This is a genomic window from Kitasatospora sp. NPDC052896 (genome assembly GCF_044547075.1).
GTDB lineage: Bacteria > Actinomycetota > Actinomycetes > Streptomycetales > Streptomycetaceae > Kitasatospora.
This window is the reverse complement of sequence record NZ_JBITZU010000001.1, coordinates 571,658-591,045: the sequence shown is the minus strand read 5'-3', so window position 1 is coordinate 591,045 and position 19,388 is coordinate 571,658. Positions and strand designations below refer to the sequence as shown.

The window sequence follows — 19,388 nt, the reverse complement described above, 5'->3', positions numbered from 1 at the left end:
TACGCCCCCCCCCCCCCCCCCCCCCCCCCCCCCCCCCCCCCCCCCCCCCCCCCCCCGCCGCCCCCCCCCCCCCCCCCCCCCCCCCCCCCCCCCCCCCCCCCCCCCCCCCGACGCCGGGGAGGCAGCCGTGTCGACACCCACCACCGACCAGTACGAGCCCGGGGCCGAGGACCGGGAGGCCAAGGGTCCGCTCATCCTCACCGCGGACGAGGCTCTGGCCGAGCACCTGCTCCGGCTCTGCGCGGCGGCCGGCACCGAACCGCAGGTGCTGTCCGGGGCGCCGCCACCGCTTCACGTGTGGGAGACCGTCCCACTCGTGCTGATCGGCGACGACGTCTCGGAGCACTGCGCCGGGCTCACCCGGCGTCCGGGGGTGCTTCTGCTCGGTTCGGACCTCGGCGATCACGACGTCTGGGTCCGGGGCATCGAACTCGGCGCCGAGGAGGTGCTCTTCCTGCCCGACGCGGAGTCCTGGCTGCTAGACCGGATCGCCGATGCCGTGGAGAGGGTGGGGCCCCCGGCGCTCACCGTCGCCGTGATCGGCGGGCGGGGCGGGGTCGGTGCGTCCACGCTGGCCTGCGCGCTGGCCGTGACCGCGGCGCGGGCGGGGCATCGGACGATGCTCATCGACGGCGACCCGCTCGGTGGTGGCCTGGACGTGCTGCTGGGTGGCGAGTCGGCCGACGGGCTGCGCTGGCCTGATCTGGCCGCCGCGCGCGGTCGCCTGAGCGGTCCCGAACTCGCCGATGCGCTACCGCAGTTGCACAGCCTGTCGGCGCTCTCCTGGGACCGGAGCGACGCACTGGTGATCCCGCCGGAGGCCATGCGCAGTGTGCTTGCGGCGGCCCGGCGCCGAGGCGGCCTGGTCGTCCTTGACCTCCCCAGACATCTCGACCCGGCCACCCGGGAGGCACTGGACCAGGCCGATACCGGCCTGCTGCTGGTGCCGGCCGAGCTGAGAGGGATCACCGCGGCCGGCCGGGTGGCCACCGCGATCGCGATGCGGTTGGCGGACCTGCGGGCCGTGATCCGGTTGCCCGGACCGATCGGGCTGTCGAGTGCGGAGATCGCAGGCGGACTCGGTCTGCCACTGGCCGGCGAGGTCACCCGGGAGGCCGGACTGTCGGTCGACGTCGAGCGCGGCAATCCACCCGGCCTGCGCCGGCACGGGGCGCTCGCGCGCTTCTGCACCGGCTATCTCACCGAAGTCATGCCCACGATCACCATCAACGGAGGAGCGGTCTCATGAACAGCCGGACGACCTCGACCGGATATCCCGGCACGCGCCGTCTCCCGTGGGGCCGGCGGCCCGAACAGGCGGGGCGGCGGGCGCACCTGGTGGCCGTCCGGCGGCCAGCTGACCCCGCCGGGTCACCGGGGCCGCAGTGTGGACCGGGAGCCGGGCGCGGCGCCGAACTGATCGACGCAGTGCGGCTACGACTGGCCGAGGCCGGGGCGGCTCCGACCAGTGGTTCGGTGGCCGCGGCGCTGCGGGCCGCCCGTCCGCCGCTAGGTGGGGACGACGTTCTGGACACCGTGCGCTCGTTGCACTCGGAGCTGGTCGGGGCCGGGCCGTTGGACGTGCTGTTGGCGGATCCCGAAGTGACCGACGTCCTGGTCAACGGGCCGGGTGAGATCTGGGTGGACCGGGGCAGCGGGCTGTGTCGCGAGGCCGGAGTCCGGTTCGCGGACCGGGAGGCGGTGCGCCGCCTGGCACACCGGCTGGCCACCGCCGCCGGGCGGCGGCTCGACGACGCCCGCCCCTGGGTCGACGCCCGGTTGCCCGACGGGACCAGGTTGCACGCGGTGTTGCCGCCGATCGCCGCAGGTTGCACCCACATCTCGCTGCGCGGCAACCGCCCTCGGCCGTTCACGCTGGATGAGCTCGTTCGGGCGGGGGCGCTGCCCGCGGCGGGCGCCGAACTCCTCCGGGGTGTGCTGCGTGCCCGGCTCTCGCTGCTGATCAGTGGGGGCGCCGGCACCGGCAAGACCACCCTGCTGGCGGCCCTGCTGGGCCTGGTGGGGCCGACCGAGCGCATCGTCGTCGCCGAGGACTCGGCGGAACTCCGGCCGGACCATCCGCACGTGGTCCGGTTGCAGAGCCGGCCGCCCAACCAGGAGGGGCTGGGCGAGCTGACCTTGCGCGACCTGGTCAGGCAGGCGCTGCGGATGCGCCCCGACCGGCTGGTGGTGGGTGAGGTCCGGGGCGCTGAGGTACTCGACCTGCTTACCGCCCTCAACACCGGCCACGAGGGCGGCTGTGGCACTGTGCACGCCAACGCCGCGGTCGATGTGCCGGTCAGGTTGGAGGCCCTCGGCTCGATGGCCGGTCTCGACCGGCTCGCCCTGCACAGCCAGCTGCGGGCGGCCCTGGACCTGGTGGTCCATCTGGTCCGGGATCCCGCCAGTGGGCGGCGGCGGGTGGCCGAGGTGCACACGGTGACCGCCGACCCGGCCGGTCTGGCCGTGACCCAGCCTGCGGTGCTGCTCGCCCCGGACGGCTCGGTGGTCCGGGGGCCGGGCTGGGCGCGGCTGGAACGACTCTGTGCGGCGCGTGGCGTGGTGGCGGGAACGGGGATCGGGTGATGAGCGAGTACTTGGAGCCGGCCTCGGTCCTGGTGCTCTGTGTCGCGACCCTGGCTGCCTGGTGGTGGCTGAATCGCTCGAGCCGGGGTCGACGGCGGTCGGACGGTCTCCTCGGCGAAGCCAGCTGCGGGGGTGCCGGAGCGGGCGGCCTGACCGGGCGGGGTGCGCACCTGGTGCGGATGCTGATCGACGGGCGGGGGTGGGCGCGGATCCCCTGGCTGGTACCGGAGTTGCTGTTGGTCGCGGTCGGGCTCGGGGCAGCCCTGCCGACACGGTCGCCGGTTCCCCTGGTGGCCATGGCGTTGGCCGTCCACCCGGCGTATCGATGGCGGATCGGTCGGCGGGTGCGTCGCGCGGCGCGTGGGCGGGCGGACGCGGTGGTCGAGCTCTGTGCCGCGCTGGCCGGTGAGTTGCGCGGTGGGGCCACACCCGAGCAGGCACTGGCGGCGGTCACGAGCGGGGAGCGCGACTCCGGAGGGCTGCTCGCCCGCCTCGGTCCCGAGGCGGTGAGTCGGCTGTCGGCCAGTCGGTACGGCGCGGACGTCCCGGCTGCCCTCCACTGGTTGGCAGGGCAGCCGGGCGGTGGGGGAGCGGCGGCCGTCGCGGCCTGCTGGCAGATCACCACGGAGAGCGGCGGCGGACTGGCCGCAGGTCTCGACCGGGTCGCCGAGGCGTTGCGGGCCGACCGCGCCCTGGCGCAGGCGATCGAGGGCGAGTTGGCCGGGCCGCGGACCACGGCGGTGCTGTTGGCGGCGCTGCCGGGGTGTGGACTGCTGCTGGGTGGGCTACTCGGCGCGCGGCCCTGGGAGGTCCTGCTGCACACCTCGTTGGGGCTGGGGTGTCTGGGTGTCGGGGCGCTTCTGGAGGCGGCCGGGTTGGCCTGGACGGACCGGATCGTGCGTGGTGCCCAACTCGCCGGAGCCGGTGAGCTTGGTGGGCCCCTCGCGGTCGCGGTGCGCGGCGACCGGCTCGGTGCGCGGGCGGGGCGAAGGCCGAACTGTGTTTCCGGGCAACCTCGGTGTGCGGATGTGTGGGCCGTCCGGCGGTCGCGTCCGGTGGGTTCTCGAACTCCGGCGGTGGGGTGATGACCAGCGTCCTCGGCGCTCATGCGGTCCCGCCACCGCTGGTCATGGCGTTGCTCCTGCTGGCTGACGCAGCTGGTCTGCTGGCCGGGACCCTCTGGTCGCTCGGTTGGTTGCTGCGCAGGCGGTCCCGGCGGGAGCGCGCGGTGCGCCTATCGGGTGGACGGCGCGGACCGGGCGGGCGGCATCGCCGTCATCCCGGGGGAGGCGCCCGGGCCGGTCCGGTCCGAGCGGCCGGAGGGTGGGGGCGCGGTGAGTGGGAAGAGCAACAGGATTGGCCCGTAGGGGAGTTCGCTCCACCACTGAGGGCGGGTGTGCCGGCCGCGCTGACTGGCAGAGCGAGCGCTCCGCTGCTCGGAGCGCTTCTCACAGCGACGGTGAAGGTCGGGCTGCCGTGGTTGCGCGGCAGACGGGCCCGTCGGGCGGAGTTGGAGTTGGCTCATCTGATGACCAAACTCCCGCTCACCGCAGAGCTCCTGGCGGCCTGCCTGGTCTCGTCGGCCTCACCCGGCCGAGCGGCAGCGGCCGTTGCCCGGGCGGTGGGCGGCGCCATGGAGGAGCGGCTGACCGCGGTCTCGGCTGAGCTGAACCTCGGTGCCGCGCCGGCGATTTGCTGGGAGCGGCTCGGAGCCGGGTGTCCCGCGCTGGCCCCGCTCGCCCACTGCCTCGTCCGGACCAGCGTCAGCGGGGCTCCGGCAGCAGCGCCGCTGGTGGGTCTGGCGGCCGCCCAGCGGGCCGAAGTGGCCGCTGCGGCCCACGCCAGGGTCCGCAGGGCCGGAGTGCTGGCCACCGCGCCGCTGGGGCTCTGCTTCCTTCCCGCGTTCGTCCTGGTCGGCATCGTGCCGGTGGTGGCGGGGTTGGCAAGTGCTTTCTCGCAAAGAAGTTGACGTCAGATCAGTGCAAGAAAACCAGGAGGTCAGGTCATGAAGAACATCGCGCACGACTCGGTGTCCCGCTTCCGGTTCATCCCGTTCCCCTCCCACGAGCACGCCGAGCAGGCGTGTCCGGGGTCGCTCGCCCCTGCGGTGCCGAACGGCGGGGTGCCGCTGGCCGGTTGGGAACGGCAGCGGTTGCCGCGGCACCGGCCGGCTCGCGAGGTCGTCCGGCGCGGGATGCGCCGGCTGCCCCGCTGGGTGCGACGTCGCCTGTCGGTGGCGCCGGATGCGGGGATGTCGACCGCCGAATACGCGATCGGGACGGTCGCCGCGTGCGGGTTCGCCGCGTTGCTCTACAAGGTGCTGACCGGTGGCACGGTCAGTGATGCACTGACCGAACTGGTCAACCGGGCACTCCATGTGGTCTGAGCGCACTCGCCGCAGCCCTCCAGGTGGCGCGGGCTGGATGCACGGCGGCCGGGACGGTGGCTACGTCACCGCGGAGACGGCCGTCGCCCTGCCGGCGCTGGTGCTGCTGCTGGCGATGGTGCTGTGGGGCGGGGCGGCGGCCGCCGCCAAGCTCCGCTGCCTCGACGCGGCGAGGGTCGGGGCACGGGCGGCGGCCAGGGGCGACGGCGACGCGGTGGCCGTGGCGACCAGGGCCGCGCCGCCGGGCGCGGTGGTCCGGCTGACGCGGCAGGCCGGCGTGGTCCGGGTGGTGGTTGAGGCCGAGTGTCTCGGGCCGGGCCGCCTGGCCTCCGCGCTCTCCGTCACGGTTGCCGGCGACGCGGTGGCCGCTCTGGAGGATTCGACGGGTGGTGAGGTGTGATGACGACGGGTCGGCTCGGTGGCTGTCGAGGCAGTGTGGGTCGGGCGGGGGCGGCGAGGGGGTCCGGCCAGGGCCCGGCGGGGCCCGAACTGGGTTCCGCGACGGTCTGGCTGGTCTCGCTGATGTTCCTCTGCTGTGCGGTGTTCGGGGTGATCCTGGCGCTGGGCACGGTGCTCGCTGCCAGGCACCGTGCCGAGTCGGCGGCCGACCTCGCCGCGCTCGCGGCCGCCGACCACCTGCTGCTGGACGCCGACGGCGGCTGTGGCCGGGCGGTCGCGATCGCGGCGGGGCAACGGGCGACCGTGGTGTCCTGCCAGGTCGACCTGGCGGCGGACCGGGTGGACGTGGTGGTGCGGGTGCCGCTGGCGGGTCTGCTGGTGCCGCTCGGGCCGGCCCTCGCCCAGGCCCGGGCCGGCCCGGACTGGTCGCTCGGCCGTGCGCAGGCCGGATCCGGCTCCGCCACACCGGACCAGACCGCTGCGGCCCGGTGGCTACTCGCGGGGAGCACCAGCGAGCAGGACGGTCAGCAACCGCACCGCGCCGGCCTTGTCCAGCGGGTCGTTCCCGTTGCCGCACTTGGGCGACTGCACGCAGGAGGGGCAGCCGCGGTCGCACTCGCAGGCCGCGATGGCGTCCCGGGTCGCGGTGAGCCACTCGACCGCGCGACGGAAGCCGTGCTCCGCGAAGCCGGCGCCGCCCGGATGCCCGTCGTAGACGAACACGGTGGGCAGCCGGGTGTCCGGGTGCAGGGGCACCGAGACGCCGCCGATGTCCCAGCGGTCGCAGGTCGCGAAGAGCGGCAGCAGGCCGATCGAGGCGTGCTCGGCGGCGTGCGCGGCGCCGGGCAACTGGTCGAAGGGGATGGTCGCGTCCAGCAGCTGTTCCTCGGTGACGGACCACCAGACAGCTCTGGTGCGCAGCGTCCTGGGCGGCAGGTCGAGCTTGGTCTCGCCGAGGATCTCTCCGGTCGAGATCCGCTTGCGGAGGAAGCCGACCACCTGGTTGACCACCTCCACCGAGCCGAAGCTGAGCCTGCCCGCGCCCCACGCCACACTGCGGTCGGTGGACAGCACCGAGATGGCCGTGGTGTCGCGGGCGGCGGTGGTGTAGCTCGGGTTGGCGGACTCGACCAAGGCCACCGAGGTCTCCAGGTCCAGCTCCCGGACAAGGTAGGTCCGGCCCCGGTGGAGGTGGACGGCGCCGGTGTGCACCGTGGTGTGCGCGGCGGCCGCGTCCACCGTGCCGAGCAGCCGTCCGGTCGAGACCTCGACGATCTGGACCGGGTTCCCGCCGCTGCCGCGCAGGTCGACGGCGTCGGCCGCGCGCTCCCGGCGGGTCCAGTACCAGCAGCCGTCGGAGCGTCGGCGCAGCAGTCCGCGTTGTTCCAGGACCGGCAGCAGCTGGTCGCTGGCCGGACCGAAGAGGTCCCGGTCCTCCGGGCCGAGCGGGAGTTCGGCCGCCGCGGCGCACAGGTGCGGGGCGAGCACGTGGGGGTTGTCCGGATCCAGCACGGTGGCCTCCACCGGGCGCTCGAACAGCGCCTCGGGGTGGTGCACCAGGTAGGTGTCCAGCGGGTCGTCCCGGGCGATCAGGACGGCGAGCGCCCCCTGGCCCTCGCGTCCGGCCCGCCCGGCCTGCTGCCACAGCGAGGCCCGGGTGCCCGGGTAGCCCGCCAGCAGCACGGCGTCCAGGCCGGAGACGTCGACCCCGAGTTCCAACGCGGAGGTGGAGGCCAGGCCGAGCAGCCGGCCCGAGTGGAGGTCCCGTTCCAGGGCCCTGCGCTCCTCGGCGAGGTAGCCACCGCGGTAGGCGGCGACCCTGTTGGCGAGGGTCGCGTCGAGGTTGTCCTGGGCCTGCAGTGCGACCAGCTCCGCAGCCCGCCGGGAGCGGACGAAGGCGACCGTGCGGGTGCCGTCCGCCACCAGATCGGTGAGCAGGTAGGCGGCCTCCGCGGTGGCGGTCCGCCGCACCGGGGCGCCGTTCTCGCCGACGTACTCGGTGAGCGGGGGTTCCCACAGCGCGAAGACCAGGGGACCGCGGGGCGACGCGTCCTCGGTGACCGCGACCGCGGGCAGTCCGGTGAGTCGCTCGGCCGCCGCCGCGGGGTCGGCGGCGGTGGCCGAGGCGAGCAGGAAGACGGGTTCGGAGCCGTACCTGCGGCAGAGTCGGCGCAGCCGGCGCAGGACCTGGGCGACGTGCGAGCCGAAGACACCGCGGTAGGTGTGGCACTCGTCGATCACCACGTAGTGCAGCGCCTTCAGGAAGGAGGCCCACCGGGAGTGTGCCGGGAGGATGCCGCGGTGCAGCATGTCCGGGTTGGTGAGCACGTACGAGGCGTACTGCCGGACCCACTCGCGCTCCTGGGCGGGGGTGTCGCCGTCGTAGAGCGCGGCCCGGACCCGGGGTGGCGCGAGTTCGGTGGCCCGGCGGCGCTGGTCGGCGGCCAGCGCCTTGGTCGGGGCGAGGTAGAGCGCGGTGGAACCGCGGCCGTTCGGCGCCTCGGTTCCGTCGAGCAGTTCGCTGAGCACTGGCGCCAGGTATCCCAGCGACTTGCCCGAGGCGGTCCCTGTGGCGAGCACCACAGTTCGACCGGCCCGGGCCAGATTCATCGCCTCCGCCTGGTGGGCCCAGGGTCGCTCCACCCCGAGCTCCAGGGCGGCGGCGCGGATCTCCGGGCGGATCGAGTCGGGCCAGGCGGAATGACGGGCCCGCCGGGCGGGCAGATGCTCCGTATGGGTGAGCCGGTCCGAGCGCCCCCGGCTGGCGACCAGGGTCGTGAGCAGGGCTTCGGGCGGGCGATGGCTGGGCGGCACGAGGACCCAGTGTGTCACTGGAGTGACGGAGAATCGCGGCAAGCCATCGTGCGGGCATGGTGCCAGGTGGTTGAATGAGGCGGTGGCGGCCAGTTGGCCGGGCCGGCGGCACCTGGGCCGGTCGTTCGACCATGCGGTGACAGACCGCAGTGGCCGGGATCGGCAGCCGAAACGGCCGATGCCGCCCGACTCGCCATAGAACGCAATATGACGTAGCAAGGCAAGGTGCTGGAGGTTCCGTGGACCTGTCCCTGTCGACCCGTACCGTCGGCGATCGCACGATCGTCGAGGTTGGCGGCGAGATCGATGTGTACACCGCCCCGAAGCTGCGCGAGCAGCTGGTCGAGCTCGTCAACGACGGCAACTATCACCTGGTTGTCGACATGGAGGGCGTGGACTTCCTCGACTCGACCGGTCTGGGCGTGCTGGTGGGTGGCCTGAAGCGGGTGCGTGCGCACGAGGGCTCGTTGCGCCTCGTCTGCACCCAGGAGCGGATCTTGAAGATCTTCCGGATCACCGGTCTGACCAAGGTGTTCCCGATCCACTCCACGGTGGATGACGCGGTCAACTCGACCGACTGACGCGGGACCGTTCGCGCGGGCGTCCGCGGCCGGGTCATGGCGGCCCGGCCGCCCGGTCGGCGGCCCTGCGGCCCTCGTTCGGCCGGCTGGCCGGTGCGACGGCGGCTCGGCCTGCCCGTCCGGTCGGTGTGGTGGCCGTGCCAGGCGCGTTGTGCGGCCTGGGTGCTTTGACGTGCCCCTGGGCGGCTGGGATGGCCCGCACAGGGCGCTGGCCGGGCAGCGCCCGCGTGCGGTGTGGTCGCGTGAGCAGGACCGTCCGGCAGCAGAGCGTCGGCGATCGGCGTCGGACGCCCGGCGGAAAGAACCCCGAGGGGGAGAGATGGCAACCGTCGAACTTCGATTCAGCGCCCTTCCGGAGCACGTGCGGACCGCACGGCTGGTGGCGGCGGCGGTGGCCAGACGGGCCGGCGTGGACGAGTCGGTGCTCGATGAGGTCCGGCTGGCGGTCGGCGAGGCCTGTTCCCGGGCCGTCGGCCTGCACCAGCGCGGCAGCGGTAGTGGCGGAGCGGTCCGGGTGGCGTTGACCGACCAGGAGAAGCGTTTCCTCATCGAGGTCGGCGACGGCGCCGGGCCGCTCAGTGACCTGATCGCCTCCGGCGGAGCGGATGAGTCCGCCGACGGCTCCGAGGACACCCTGGGCCTCGCGGTGATCACCGGGCTGGTCGAGGACCTGGAGGTCGGCCGGGACGACGACGGCGGTGTGATCCGGATGAGCTGGCCGGTGGCGATGGCCTGACGTCCGAGGCCCACGCCCGACGCCTGACACGTGGCCCTGACGGAACGTCGGGGCCATTGGCATGCCGTGGGCCCCGCGGTGCGGACGGGTGCCTCAAGATGCCGCTGGGGCGGCCGGGGTGACGGTCCACCGGTGCGGCAATGGCGCATCGTCGGCTGAAAATCATGGGCGGTTGCCGAAAACTCCGGGTTTTCGGCAACCGCCCATGATTCTTTGCGGGCCGTCCTGCACGCGGACTATTTCAATCACGCGTTGATTCCTACACTCCTGAGATATCCGGTCGGGTCAGCTGGGTCGGGCCCGGTCGCCTGTGCCACCAGAGCCACTCGCGCGGCGTGCCAACAGGCCGGCGTGCCAGTCGTCAGGGAGGACGCATGGCGGGATTCACTCTCATCACATCCGGTTCAGTACACCCATCGATGCTTTTCCATATCGGCCGGGAAATGGCCGACGGTACGTCCGGGGCCGCTGTGCTCAGCGGGGGGAACCGTATTCTCGTCCTGATCATCGGTCTGATCGCCCTGGCCGCCCTGGGGGTGGCCGTTCTGCTGGTACGTCAGGTGCTGGCGTACGAGGCCGGGACGCCGGCGATGCGGCGGATCGCGGAGGCTGTCCAGGAGGGGGCCAACGCCTACCTGGCCCGGCAGTTCCGTACCCTCGGCGTCTTCGCGGCCGGGGTGTTCTTCCTGCTCCTGCTGCTACCGGCGGACGGCTGGTCGCAGCGGCTCGGGCGCTCGGCCTTCTTCCTGGTCGGCGCGGTCTTCTCGGCGGCCACCGGCTATCTGGGCATGTGGCTGGCGGTCCGGGCGAACGTCCGGGTGGCCGCGGTGGCCCGGGGTGTGACGGCGGGCCAGGAACAGCCCGCGCAGCACCGCGCGATGCGGATCGCCTTCCGGACCGGCGGCGTGGTCGGGATGTGCACGGTCGGTCTGGGGCTGCTCGGCGCGGCCATCGTGGTGCTGATCTACCGGGCCAACGCGCCGAAGGTGCTGGAGGGCTTCGGGTTCGGCGCGGCGCTGCTGGCGATGTTCATGCGGGTCGGCGGCGGCATCTTCACCAAGGCGGCCGACGTCGGCGCCGACCTGGTGGGCAAGGTCGAGCAGGGCATCCCCGAGGACGACCCGCGCAACGCCGCCACCATCGCGGACAACGTCGGCGACAACGTCGGGGACTGCGCGGGCATGGCGGCGGACCTCTTCGAGTCGTACGCGGTGACCCTGGTCGCCGCGCTGATCCTGGGCCGGGCGGTGTTCGGCGACGTGGGGCTGGTGCTGCCGCTGGTGGTGCCGGCGATCGGCGTGGTCACCGCCGTCCTCGGCATCGTCGCGGTGGCGCCACGGGCGCGCGACCGCAGCGGGATGACCGCGATCAACCGCGGCTTCTTCCTTTCCGCCGGGGTCTCCCTGCTGCTCGTCCTCGGCGCGGTCTTCGTGATGCTGCCGGCCCACTTCGGTGATCTGCATGGCGTGCCGGCCTCGCTGCGGGACCACCACGGCGACCCGCGGCTCTTCGCGCTCGCGGCGGTGGCGATCGGGATCGCGCTGGCGGTGGTGATCCAGCAGCTGACCGGCTACTTCACCGAGACCAGCCGGCGACCGGTGCGGGAGGTCGGACGCAGTTCGCTGACCGGCCCGGCCACCGTGGTGCTCTCCGGGATCTCGCTCGGCCTGGAGTCGGCGGTGTACTCGGCCGTGGTGATCGGCGCCGCGGTGTACGGGGCGTACCTGCTGGGCGGCGGGTCGATCGTGCTGGCGCTCTTCGCGGTCGCGCTGGCCGGGACCGGACTGCTGACCACGGTGGGGGTGATCGTGGCGATGGACACCTTCGGTCCGGTGTCGGACAACGCCCAGGGCATCGCCGAGATGTCCGGCGAGGTGCACGGCGCCGGGGCCCGGGTGCTCACCGAGCTGGACGCGGTCGGCAACACCACCAAGGCGATCACCAAGGGGATCGCGATCGCCACGGCGGTGCTCGCGGCCACCGCGCTGTTCGGGTCGTTCACCGACGCGATCAACGAGGCGGTCGGCGGTGTGTCGGGCGGGACGGCGGGGGCGGCCAGCCTGAGCCTGGACATCTCCCAGCCCAACAACCTGGTCGGGCTGCTGCTGGGCGCGGCGGTGGTCTTCCTCTTCTCCGGCCTGGCGATCAACGCCGTCTCCCGGTCGGCGGGCTCGGTGGTCTTCGAGGTGCGGCGGCAGTTCCGCGACCATCCGGGGATCATGGACGGCAGCGAGACGCCGGAGTACGGCAAGGTGGTCGACATCTGCACCCGGGACGCGCTGCGCGAGCTGGCCACGCCCGGGCTGCTGGCGGTGCTGGCTCCGATCGCCGTCGGCTTCGCGTTCGGGGTCGGTGCGCTCGGCGCGTACCTGGCCGGGGCGATCGGCACCGGCACGCTGATGGCGGTCTTCCTGGCGAACTCCGGTGGCGCCTGGGACAACGCCAAGAAGCTGGTCGAGGACGGCGCGCACGGGGGCAAGGGCAGCGAGGCGCACGCCGCCACGGTGATCGGGGACACGGTCGGCGACCCGTTCAAGGACACCGCCGGGCCGGCGATCAACCCGCTGCTGAAGGTGATGAACCTGGTGTCGCTGCTGATCGCGCCAGCCGTGGTGCGGTTCAGCTTCGGGGTGCACGCCAGCGCGGGGGTGCGCGCCGGGGTGGCCGGGGCGGCGGTGCTGCTGGTGGTCGCGGCGGTGTACAACGCCCGGCGGCGGTCGGTCAGTGTGGCGGCCGAGCCGTCCGCCGGTGCGTCCGGGGGCCTGGCGGCCGGGAGCGGCGAGGCCGTCGAGGCGGCGGCCGGCGGCTGACGGGCCGGGCTCGCCGGCCGGGCCCGGCGGGTGAGTGAGGGGTGGTCCTGGCGGTGGTCGCCGGGACCACCCGTGCGTTCGGCGGGGGCGCGACGGGCGGATGCCGAGACGCGATTGACAAACTGTTGAAGGAACGGCTTCGTGCTCCTGGGCGCGACGGGCACGATCGGCGCCGCGCTCCGGGCCGACCCCGGTCTCGCACGGCGACGAGTGCACGCCCGTGCAGCCTGCTGGGCGCGCTGGACGGGGACCCGGGGGCGCTGCGCACCGTGCGCGGGGGCGACCCGATCCGGGTCGAGCGCGCCTGACCAGCGCCGATGGCCGGCCCCTCGGTCGTACGGGGGCCGCACTGGCGGGCGAGCGGGTCGGGGTGGCACGGACGGTCCGGACCGGTCGGGTAGGTTCACCCGGGACGGTTCGGTACTGGACGGAAGGGTTCTCCTGGTGGACGAGCAGGTGCCGGCGGGCCGGCAGGTCGCGCCGACCGGTGGGGCCGCGGCGCCCGGGCGGGCCGCCGGCGGACGACGTGGGACGGACGGCGGGGCCCGGACGCGCCGCCTGCTGGCGGTGCCGGTGCTGGGCGCGCTGCTCGCCTCCGGCGCCGTCGCGTGCAGCAGCGACAACAGCAGCGCCCAGCTGGACTCCTGGGCGAAGACCGTCTGCGACGGGATGCGGGATCCGGTCGCCAAGGCGCAGGCCGCGCTGAGCGACACCGGCCAGGTCAAGCAGGGCGAGACGCCCGGCGACCTGCAGCAGCGGCTCTCCGGGGACCTCGGCGTGCTGGCCAGCAGCACCCAGCAGATCGCCGCGGCGATCAACCAGGCCGGGGCACCCAAGAGCAGCGACGGCGCGAGCGTGCAGCAGGACGTGGTCAACTCGCTCGACCAGGCGGCCAAGGGCTACCAGGCGGTGCAGCAGAAGCTGGCCGGGCTGCCGACGAACGACCAGGCGAAGTTCGCCGACGGACTGAAGGGCATCGGCGACCAGGTGCAGCAGCTGGCGCAGGTCTCCACCAGCGCGCTGGCCAAGGTGCAGGGCGGGGACCTGGGCAAGGCGATCACCAAGCAGCCGGGCTGCAAGAGCACCGGGACGGTGGCCCCCGGGGCCGGCACGGCGTCCGGGGCCCCGGGAGCGAGCGGTTCGCCGGCCCCCGGGGGTTCCCCGGGCGCGTCCGGCTCCCCTGCGGCGAGCGGTTCCCCCGGCGCGCCCGGCTCCCCCTCCGCCGCCGGCTCCCAGGCGCCCTCCGGGGCGCCCTCGGGCAGCCCGTCGGCGGCGCCCGGAGGCTCCGGAGCGCCTTCCTCGCCGGCGCCCGCCCAGAGCTGACCGCCGGGGCGCGAGCTCCGGGGCGCGGGCGTGGTGCGGCCCGCCGGTGGCCGGGCCGCGCCACGGGAGGCGGGAGAATGGCCGGGTGACCATCCTCCCCACGCCTGACCCCGCCCGCCTCGCCCGCCTGCGCGAGGCGCTGCTCGCCGCCTCGTACACCGCGGACGGCTGCCTGGACCTGCTCGGACCGACCGGCTATGCCGCGCTGGCCCGTGGCGAGTCGGTGCCCGCCCTGCGGGCGACCCGTGGCGGTACGCCGCTGGAGACCCTGGTCCGGCTCTTCCTGCTGCAGCGGCCCGTTCCGTACGCCGCGGCGGCGGCCGCCCTCCCGGTCGAGGAGGCGCTGGTGGACGGCTGGCTGACCGCGGACGGCCCGGAGGTCCGGGCCAGCGTGGATGTCCGGCCGTACGCGAACGAGGTGGCCGGGCTGGAGAGCGCCGACGCCTGGGTGGTCTCCGACCTGGGCTGCGCGGTCGGCGGCGCGAGCGGCATCGGCGGTGGCGGCAGCCCCGCCGGGGTGGCCCGCCGCGAGCTGGTGCTCGGGGTGGGCGGCGCGTCCACCACGCTCGCCAACCTCGCCGTGCGCCGCCCGGTCCGCGCCGCGCTCGACCTGGGGACGGGCTCCGGGGTGCAGGCGCTGCACGCCGCCCGGCACGCGCAGCACGTCACCGCGACCGACCTCAACCCGCGGGCGCTCGCCTTCGCCCGGCTCACCCTGGCGCTCTCCGGCTTCGACAACACCGAGACGGCCGAGGGCAGCCTCTTCGAGCCGGTGGGCGAGCGGCGGTTCGACCTGATCGTCTCCAACCCGCCGTTCGTGATCTCGCCCGGCAGCCGCTTCGTCTACCGCGACGGCGGGATGGCCGGTGACGAACTCTGCCGCAGCCTGGTCCGCGGCGCCGCCGCGCACCTGGAGCCCGGCGGCTACTGCCAGCTGCTGGCCAACTGGCAGCACGTGCGCGGCGAGGACTGGCACGACCGGCTGGCCGGCTGGGTCGCGGGCACCGGCCTGGACGCCTGGGCGGTGCAGCGCGAGGTCCAGGACGTCGCGCAGTACGCCGAACTCTGGCTGCGCGACGGCGGCGACCACCTGGCCGGCCCGGAGGACTACCGGTCCCGCTACGACGAGTGGCTGGACGCCTTCGAGGCCGCCAAGGTGGAGGGCATCGGCTTCGGCTGGATCACCCTGCGGGCGTCCGGCGCCGACCAGCCGACGGTGCGGATCGAGGAGTGGCCGCACCCCGTCGAGCAGCCGCTCGGCCCGCACATCGAGCAGTGGTTCGCCCGCCAGGACTTCCTGCGCAGCCACGACGACGCCGCGCTGCTCGGCGCCCGCTACCTGCTGGCCGACGAGGTGGTCCAGGAACAGGTGGGCGCCCCGGGGGCGGAGGACCCCGAGCACGTGATCCTGCGGCACAACCGGGGCATGCGGCGGGCCACCAAGGTGGACACCGTGGGCGCCGGGTTCGCCGGGGTCTGCGACGGCACCCTGGCCGCCGGCGAGATCGTCGACGCGATCGCCCAGCTGCTCGGCGAGGACCGGGTGCGGCTGCGCGACCGGGTGCCGGAGTCGCTGCGGCTGCTGGTCGAGCAGGGCTTCGTCGAGCCGGTCTCCTGAGCCGGGCGGCCGGCCCGTGGCGGCCCAGGGGTGGTGGAGTTCGGTGACGCCGTCGAACAGCGGGAGCCTGGTGGCGGCAGTGCGCCGGTGGCGGCAAGCGGACGGGGAGCCCGCGTGACGTCCCCCCAGGGGCGTTGTGTGGCCGCCGTGCTGACGGTCACCCACCGGCCGTCCGCGCTCCCCTGCGGCCGCGGGTTCCGGGGTCGTGGCCCCGTGCCCGAACGCTGCCCGGGAGGGCACCGTTCACCCGCCGGTGGTCGTGGGTTCACTCCTCGGACGCCGAGCGTCCGCGCCGGGTTGTCCACGGCCTGCCAGGCTCCCGGCCGGAGCGGATCTTCGGTGAGGGGCGGACAGGGATGGAGCCGGCGACCACGGCGCTCGCGGGCGGCGTGCTCGCGCTCTTCGGCGCGGGCCTGCTGCTCTGGTGCGCGGCCGAGCTGCGGGTGCGCCGCCGGCTGCGCCGGCACGGGATCCCGGTCGCGGCCCGGGTGCTCCCCGACGAGAGCCCCGTCGAGGCGCTGGACCCCGCCCCGCTGCTCTCCTTCACCACCCTCGCCTCGGTCGGTGGCGCCGAGGGGCGGGACGGCTCGGAACCGGTCCGGACCCGTCCGCGCGGCAGCACCGCGCTGCGCCGGCCGGCCGGGCTGCTCCCGGGCAGCAGCGTCCGGGTCTGCTACGACCCGCGCCGGCCGGCCCGGGTCGTGCTCACCGGCGTCGGGACCGCGGCCTCGCTGCCGCTCGACGTGTTCTGGACGATTCTCGGCACCAGCTCGCTGGCCGCCGGCCTGAGCCTGCTGGCCTCGGTCTTCGCGGTCTGAGAGCGCGCCGCCACCCCCGCTCCCCGGTCCCGCCGAAGGGCCGCCGCAGACCGAAACCGCACCCCTGGAGGCCCCTGCGGCGGGGAACCGCGCGGCGCTAAGGTCCATCATCGGGTTACCGTTCGAGTGGCGTCGGTCGGCCTTGCCGGTGAAAAAGCGGGATCCGTCCGTTTGACAAGGGTGACCAGGGTACGGTCACACTCCGCTGGTGGAGTCGTCGCGATGCGGCACCACGGGCGGTGGTGTGTGCCGGGCGACGGAGAGCCCGCGCAGCCTTCGGGGGCCGGTTCCGCAACCGGTCGGACACCCGTGGGCCAGCCGTCGGCCAGCACAGGAAAACGACCGGGAGAGAAGAGCGAAGGTGTCCCCGAGCAGCGAGACCGCGCGCAACGGCAAGCGACTCGTCATTGTCGAGTCGCCGGCCAAGGCGAAGACGATCAAGGGCTACCTCGGCCCCGGCTACATCGTCGAGGCGAGCGTCGGGCACATTCGCGACCTGCCCGGGACGGCGGCCGAGGTGCCGGACAAGTACACCGGCGAGGTGCGCCGGCTCGGCGTCGACGTCGACCACGACTTCGCCCCGATCTACGTGGTGAACGCGGACAAGAAGGCGCAGGTCAGCAAGCTCAAGCAGCTGCTGGCGGAGTCCGACGAACTCTTCCTCGCCACCGATGAGGACCGCGAGGGCGAGGCCATCGCCTGGCACCTGCAGCAGGTGCTCAAGCCCAAGGTGCCGGTCAAGCGGATGGTCTTCCACGAGATCACCAAGGACGCCATCCAGGAGGCGGTCGCCAACCCGCGGGAACTGAACCAGCGGCTGGTCGACGCCCAGGAGACCCGCCGGATCCTCGACCGCCTCTACGGCTACGAGGTCTCGCCGGTGCTCTGGAAGAAGGTCATGCCGAAGCTTTCGGCGGGCCGCGTCCAGTCGGTGGCGACCCGCCTGGTGGTCGAGCGCGAGCGCGAGCGGATCGCCTTCACCTCCGCCTCGTACTGGGACCTGGTCGGCACCTTCGGGACCGGCCGCACCCCGGCCGACGCCGCCAACCCGGAGAGCTTCGGTGCCCGGCTGGCCGCGGTGGACGGCCGGCGGATCGCCACCGGCCGGGACTTCGGCCCCGACGGGCAGCTGAAGACCGCCAACACCCTGCACCTGGACGAGCAGGCGGCACGCGCCCTGGCGGACGCGCTGGCGCGGACCGCGTTCAGCGTCCGCAGCGTCGAGTCCAAGCCGTACCGGCGCTCGCCGTACGCGCCGTTCCGCACCACCACGCTCCAGCAGGAGGCCAGCCGCAAGCTGGGCTTCGGCGCCAAGCGCACCATGCAGGTGGCCCAGAAGCTGTACGAGAACGGCTTCATCACCTACATGCGCACCGACTCCACCACGCTGTCGGAGACCGCCGTCGCCGCCGCCCGCGCGCAGGTGACCCAGCTGTACGGCGCCGACTACCTGCCGGACGCGCCGCGGGTGTACGCCAGCAAGGTCAAGAACGCGCAGGAGGCGCACGAGGCGATCCGCCCCTCCGGCGACCGCTTCCGCACGCCCGCCGAGACCGGTCTGAGCGGCGACGACTTCCGGCTCTACGAGCTGATCTGGATGCGCACCGTCGCCTCGCAGATGAAGGACGCGGTCGGCCAGTCGGTGACCGTCCGGGTCGGCGGCGTCACCGCGGACGGGCGGGACGTCGAGTTCTCCGCCTCCGGCAAGATCATCACCTTCCACGGCTTCCTCAAGGCCTACGTCGAGGGCGCCGACGACCCGAACGCCGAGCTCGACGACCGCGAGCGGCGGCTGCCCCGGGTCGCCCAGGGCGACCCGCTGGCCGCCGAGCAGCTCAGCCCCGAGGGCCACGCCACCAAGCCGCCGGCCCGCTACACCGAGGCCTCGCTGGTCAAGGAGCTGGAGGACCGGGAGATCGGCCGCCCGTCCACCTACGCCTCGATCATCGACACCATCATCGGGCGCAAGTACGTCTTCAAGAAGGGGACGGCGCTGGTGCCGTCGTTCCTCTCCTTCGCCGTGGTGAACCTGCTGGAGAAGCACTTCGGCCGGCTGGTCGACTACGACTTCACCGCGAAGATGGAGGACGACCTCGACCGGATCGCGGCCGGTGAGGCGCAGTCCGTGCCGTGGCTCAAGCGCTTCTACTTCGGTGAGGGCGAGGGTGCCGCGGCCGGCGCCGCGGCGGAGGCCGGCAACGGCGACGGCGACCACCTCGGCGGTCTGAAGGAGCTGGTCACCGACCTCGGCGCGATCGACGCCCGGGAGATCAGCTCGTTCCGGCTGAGCGACGACATCACGCTGCGGGTCGGCCGGTACGGACCGTACGTCGAGAAGGTCGCCGCCGAGGAGGGCGAGCCGGGCCAGCGCGCCGACATCCCGGTCGAGCTGCCGCCGGACGAGCTGACCGTCGAGCTGGCCGAGGAGCTGCTGGCCAAGCCGAGCGGCGACTTCGAGCTGGGTGTCGACCCGGTCAGCGGCCACCCGCTGGTCGCCAAGGACGGCCGGTACGGCCCGTACGTCACCGAGATCCTGCCCGAGGACACCCCGAAGACCGGCAAGAACGCGGTCAAGCCGCGGACCGCCTCGCTGCTCAAGAGCATGTCGCTGGAGACCGTCACGCTGGAGGACGCGCTCAAGCTGCTCTCGCTGCCCCGGGTGGTCGGCGCCGACCCGGAGGGCGTGGAGATCACCGCGCAGAACGGCCGGTACGGGCCGTACCTCAAGCGCGGTACCGACTCGCGGTCGCTGGCCAGCGAGGAGCAGATGTTCACGGTCACGCTGGAGGAGGCGCTGGCGATCTACGCCCAGCCCAAGCAGCGCGGCCGGGCCGCCGCCGCGCCGCCGCTCAAGGAGCTGGGCACCGACCCGGTCAGCGAGCGTCCGGTGGTGGTCAAGGACGGTCGGTTCGGCCCGTACGTCACGGACGGCGAGACCAACGCGACGCTGCGCAAGGACGACGACGTCGAGACCATCACGCCGGAGCGCGGCTACGAGCTGCTTGCCGAGAAGCGGGCCCGCGGGCCGGTGAAGAAGGCGGCGAAGAAGGCCCCGGCGAAGAAGGCGGCGGCCAAGAAGACCACCGCGACCAAGACGGCGGCCAAGAAGGCCCCGGTCAAGAAGGCCGCCGTGAAGAAGACCACGACCAGCAAGGCGGCGGCCAAGAAGACCACCACCGCGAAGAAGGCGGTGGCCGAGAAGGTGGCCTCGGACGAGGGCTGAGCCCGGCTCGAACGAGCCCCGTACCCGGGTGGTGCGGGGCTCGCGGGCTGTGTCACAAGCCGGTCATGGCTGCGGGTCCGGACGGCGGGAGCCC

General features: G+C 74.0%; 14 protein-coding genes and 1 pseudogene. 14 read left to right on the top strand and 1 reads right to left on the bottom strand.

What is annotated here, in order from left to right; genetic code table 11:
- The first annotated feature begins 127 nt into the window (after nucleotides 1-127).
- The 7 genes and pseudogenes from ssd to ACIGXM_RS02680 form a co-directional block, all read left to right on the top strand.
- Nucleotides 128-1,249, top strand: a complete 1,122-nt coding sequence (ssd, locus tag ACIGXM_RS02710; protein ID WP_396556081.1) for a septum site-determining protein Ssd — start codon at nucleotides 128-130, stop codon at nucleotides 1,247-1,249.
- 179 nt (nucleotides 1,250-1,428) lie between these two features.
- Nucleotides 1,429-2,586: a TadA family conjugal transfer-associated ATPase gene (locus ACIGXM_RS02705; RefSeq protein ID WP_396556079.1), complete on the top strand. Its 1,158-nt coding sequence runs from the start codon at nucleotides 1,429-1,431 to the stop codon at nucleotides 2,584-2,586.
- Complete coding sequence (locus ACIGXM_RS02700) at nucleotides 2,586-3,671, top strand: type II secretion system F family protein (protein WP_396556077.1); 1,086 nt, start codon at nucleotides 2,586-2,588, stop codon at nucleotides 3,669-3,671. The genes ACIGXM_RS02705 and ACIGXM_RS02700 overlap by 1 nt, the downstream gene beginning before the upstream one ends.
- Before the next feature lie 443 nt (nucleotides 3,672-4,114).
- A complete protein-coding gene (locus tag ACIGXM_RS02695) occupies nucleotides 4,115-4,555 on the top strand; it encodes a type II secretion system F family protein (RefSeq protein WP_396556075.1) in 441 nt (146 codons plus the stop codon).
- A gap of 36 nt (nucleotides 4,556-4,591) precedes the next feature.
- Complete coding sequence (locus ACIGXM_RS02690; RefSeq protein ID WP_396556073.1) at nucleotides 4,592-4,972, top strand: DUF4244 domain-containing protein; 381 nt, start codon at nucleotides 4,592-4,594, stop codon at nucleotides 4,970-4,972.
- Nucleotides 4,973-5,009: 37 nt separating this feature from the next.
- Entirely contained in the window at nucleotides 5,010-5,372 is a 363-nt protein-coding gene (locus tag ACIGXM_RS02685) for a TadE family type IV pilus minor pilin (protein WP_396556071.1), read from the top strand.
- Nucleotides 5,372-5,779: pseudogene (locus ACIGXM_RS02680) on the top strand (Rv3654c family TadE-like protein); the annotation flags it as partial. The gene ACIGXM_RS02685 and the pseudogene ACIGXM_RS02680, both read left to right, overlap by 1 nt.
- 84 nt (nucleotides 5,780-5,863) lie before the next feature.
- Here the strand turns inward: ACIGXM_RS02680 and ACIGXM_RS02675 are convergent.
- Nucleotides 5,864-8,227 (bottom strand): DEAD/DEAH box helicase, encoded by a 2,364-nt coding sequence (locus tag ACIGXM_RS02675; RefSeq protein WP_396556069.1) that lies wholly within the window; start codon nucleotides 8,225-8,227, stop codon nucleotides 5,864-5,866.
- A 197-nt stretch (nucleotides 8,228-8,424) separates the two neighbouring features.
- Between ACIGXM_RS02675 and ACIGXM_RS02670 the strand changes: the two genes are divergently transcribed.
- The 7 genes from ACIGXM_RS02670 to topA all read left to right on the top strand — a co-directional run bounded on the left by ACIGXM_RS02670 (nucleotide 8,425) and on the right by topA (nucleotide 19,294).
- Entirely contained in the window at nucleotides 8,425-8,766 is a 342-nt protein-coding gene (locus ACIGXM_RS02670; RefSeq protein WP_396556068.1) for an STAS domain-containing protein, read from the top strand.
- 319 nt (nucleotides 8,767-9,085) lie between these two features.
- Nucleotides 9,086-9,502: an ATP-binding protein gene (locus ACIGXM_RS02665; protein WP_396556067.1), complete on the top strand. Its 417-nt coding sequence runs from the start codon at nucleotides 9,086-9,088 to the stop codon at nucleotides 9,500-9,502.
- Nucleotides 9,503-9,945: 443 nt separating this feature from the next.
- Nucleotides 9,946-12,312, top strand: a complete 2,367-nt coding sequence (locus tag ACIGXM_RS02660) for a sodium-translocating pyrophosphatase (protein WP_396556065.1) — start codon at nucleotides 9,946-9,948, stop codon at nucleotides 12,310-12,312.
- A gap of 444 nt (nucleotides 12,313-12,756) precedes the next feature.
- Nucleotides 12,757-13,635 (top strand): hypothetical protein, encoded by an 879-nt coding sequence (locus tag ACIGXM_RS02655; RefSeq protein WP_396556063.1) that lies wholly within the window; start codon nucleotides 12,757-12,759, stop codon nucleotides 13,633-13,635.
- An 85-nt stretch (nucleotides 13,636-13,720) separates the two neighbouring features.
- Nucleotides 13,721-15,253: a methyltransferase gene (locus ACIGXM_RS02650; RefSeq protein WP_396556061.1), complete on the top strand. Its 1,533-nt coding sequence runs from the start codon at nucleotides 13,721-13,723 to the stop codon at nucleotides 15,251-15,253.
- A gap of 356 nt (nucleotides 15,254-15,609) precedes the next feature.
- On the top strand, nucleotides 15,610-16,071 hold the full coding sequence (locus ACIGXM_RS02645; protein ID WP_396556059.1) for a DUF3592 domain-containing protein: 462 nt from the start codon (nucleotides 15,610-15,612) through the stop codon (nucleotides 16,069-16,071).
- 361 nt (nucleotides 16,072-16,432) lie between these two features.
- The gene (topA, locus tag ACIGXM_RS02640) at nucleotides 16,433-19,294 is read left to right on the top strand and encodes a type I DNA topoisomerase (RefSeq protein WP_396556057.1); all 2,862 of its coding nucleotides are present in this window, start codon (nucleotides 16,433-16,435) and stop codon (nucleotides 19,292-19,294) included.
- The last annotated feature ends 94 nt before the right edge of the window (nucleotides 19,295-19,388 follow it).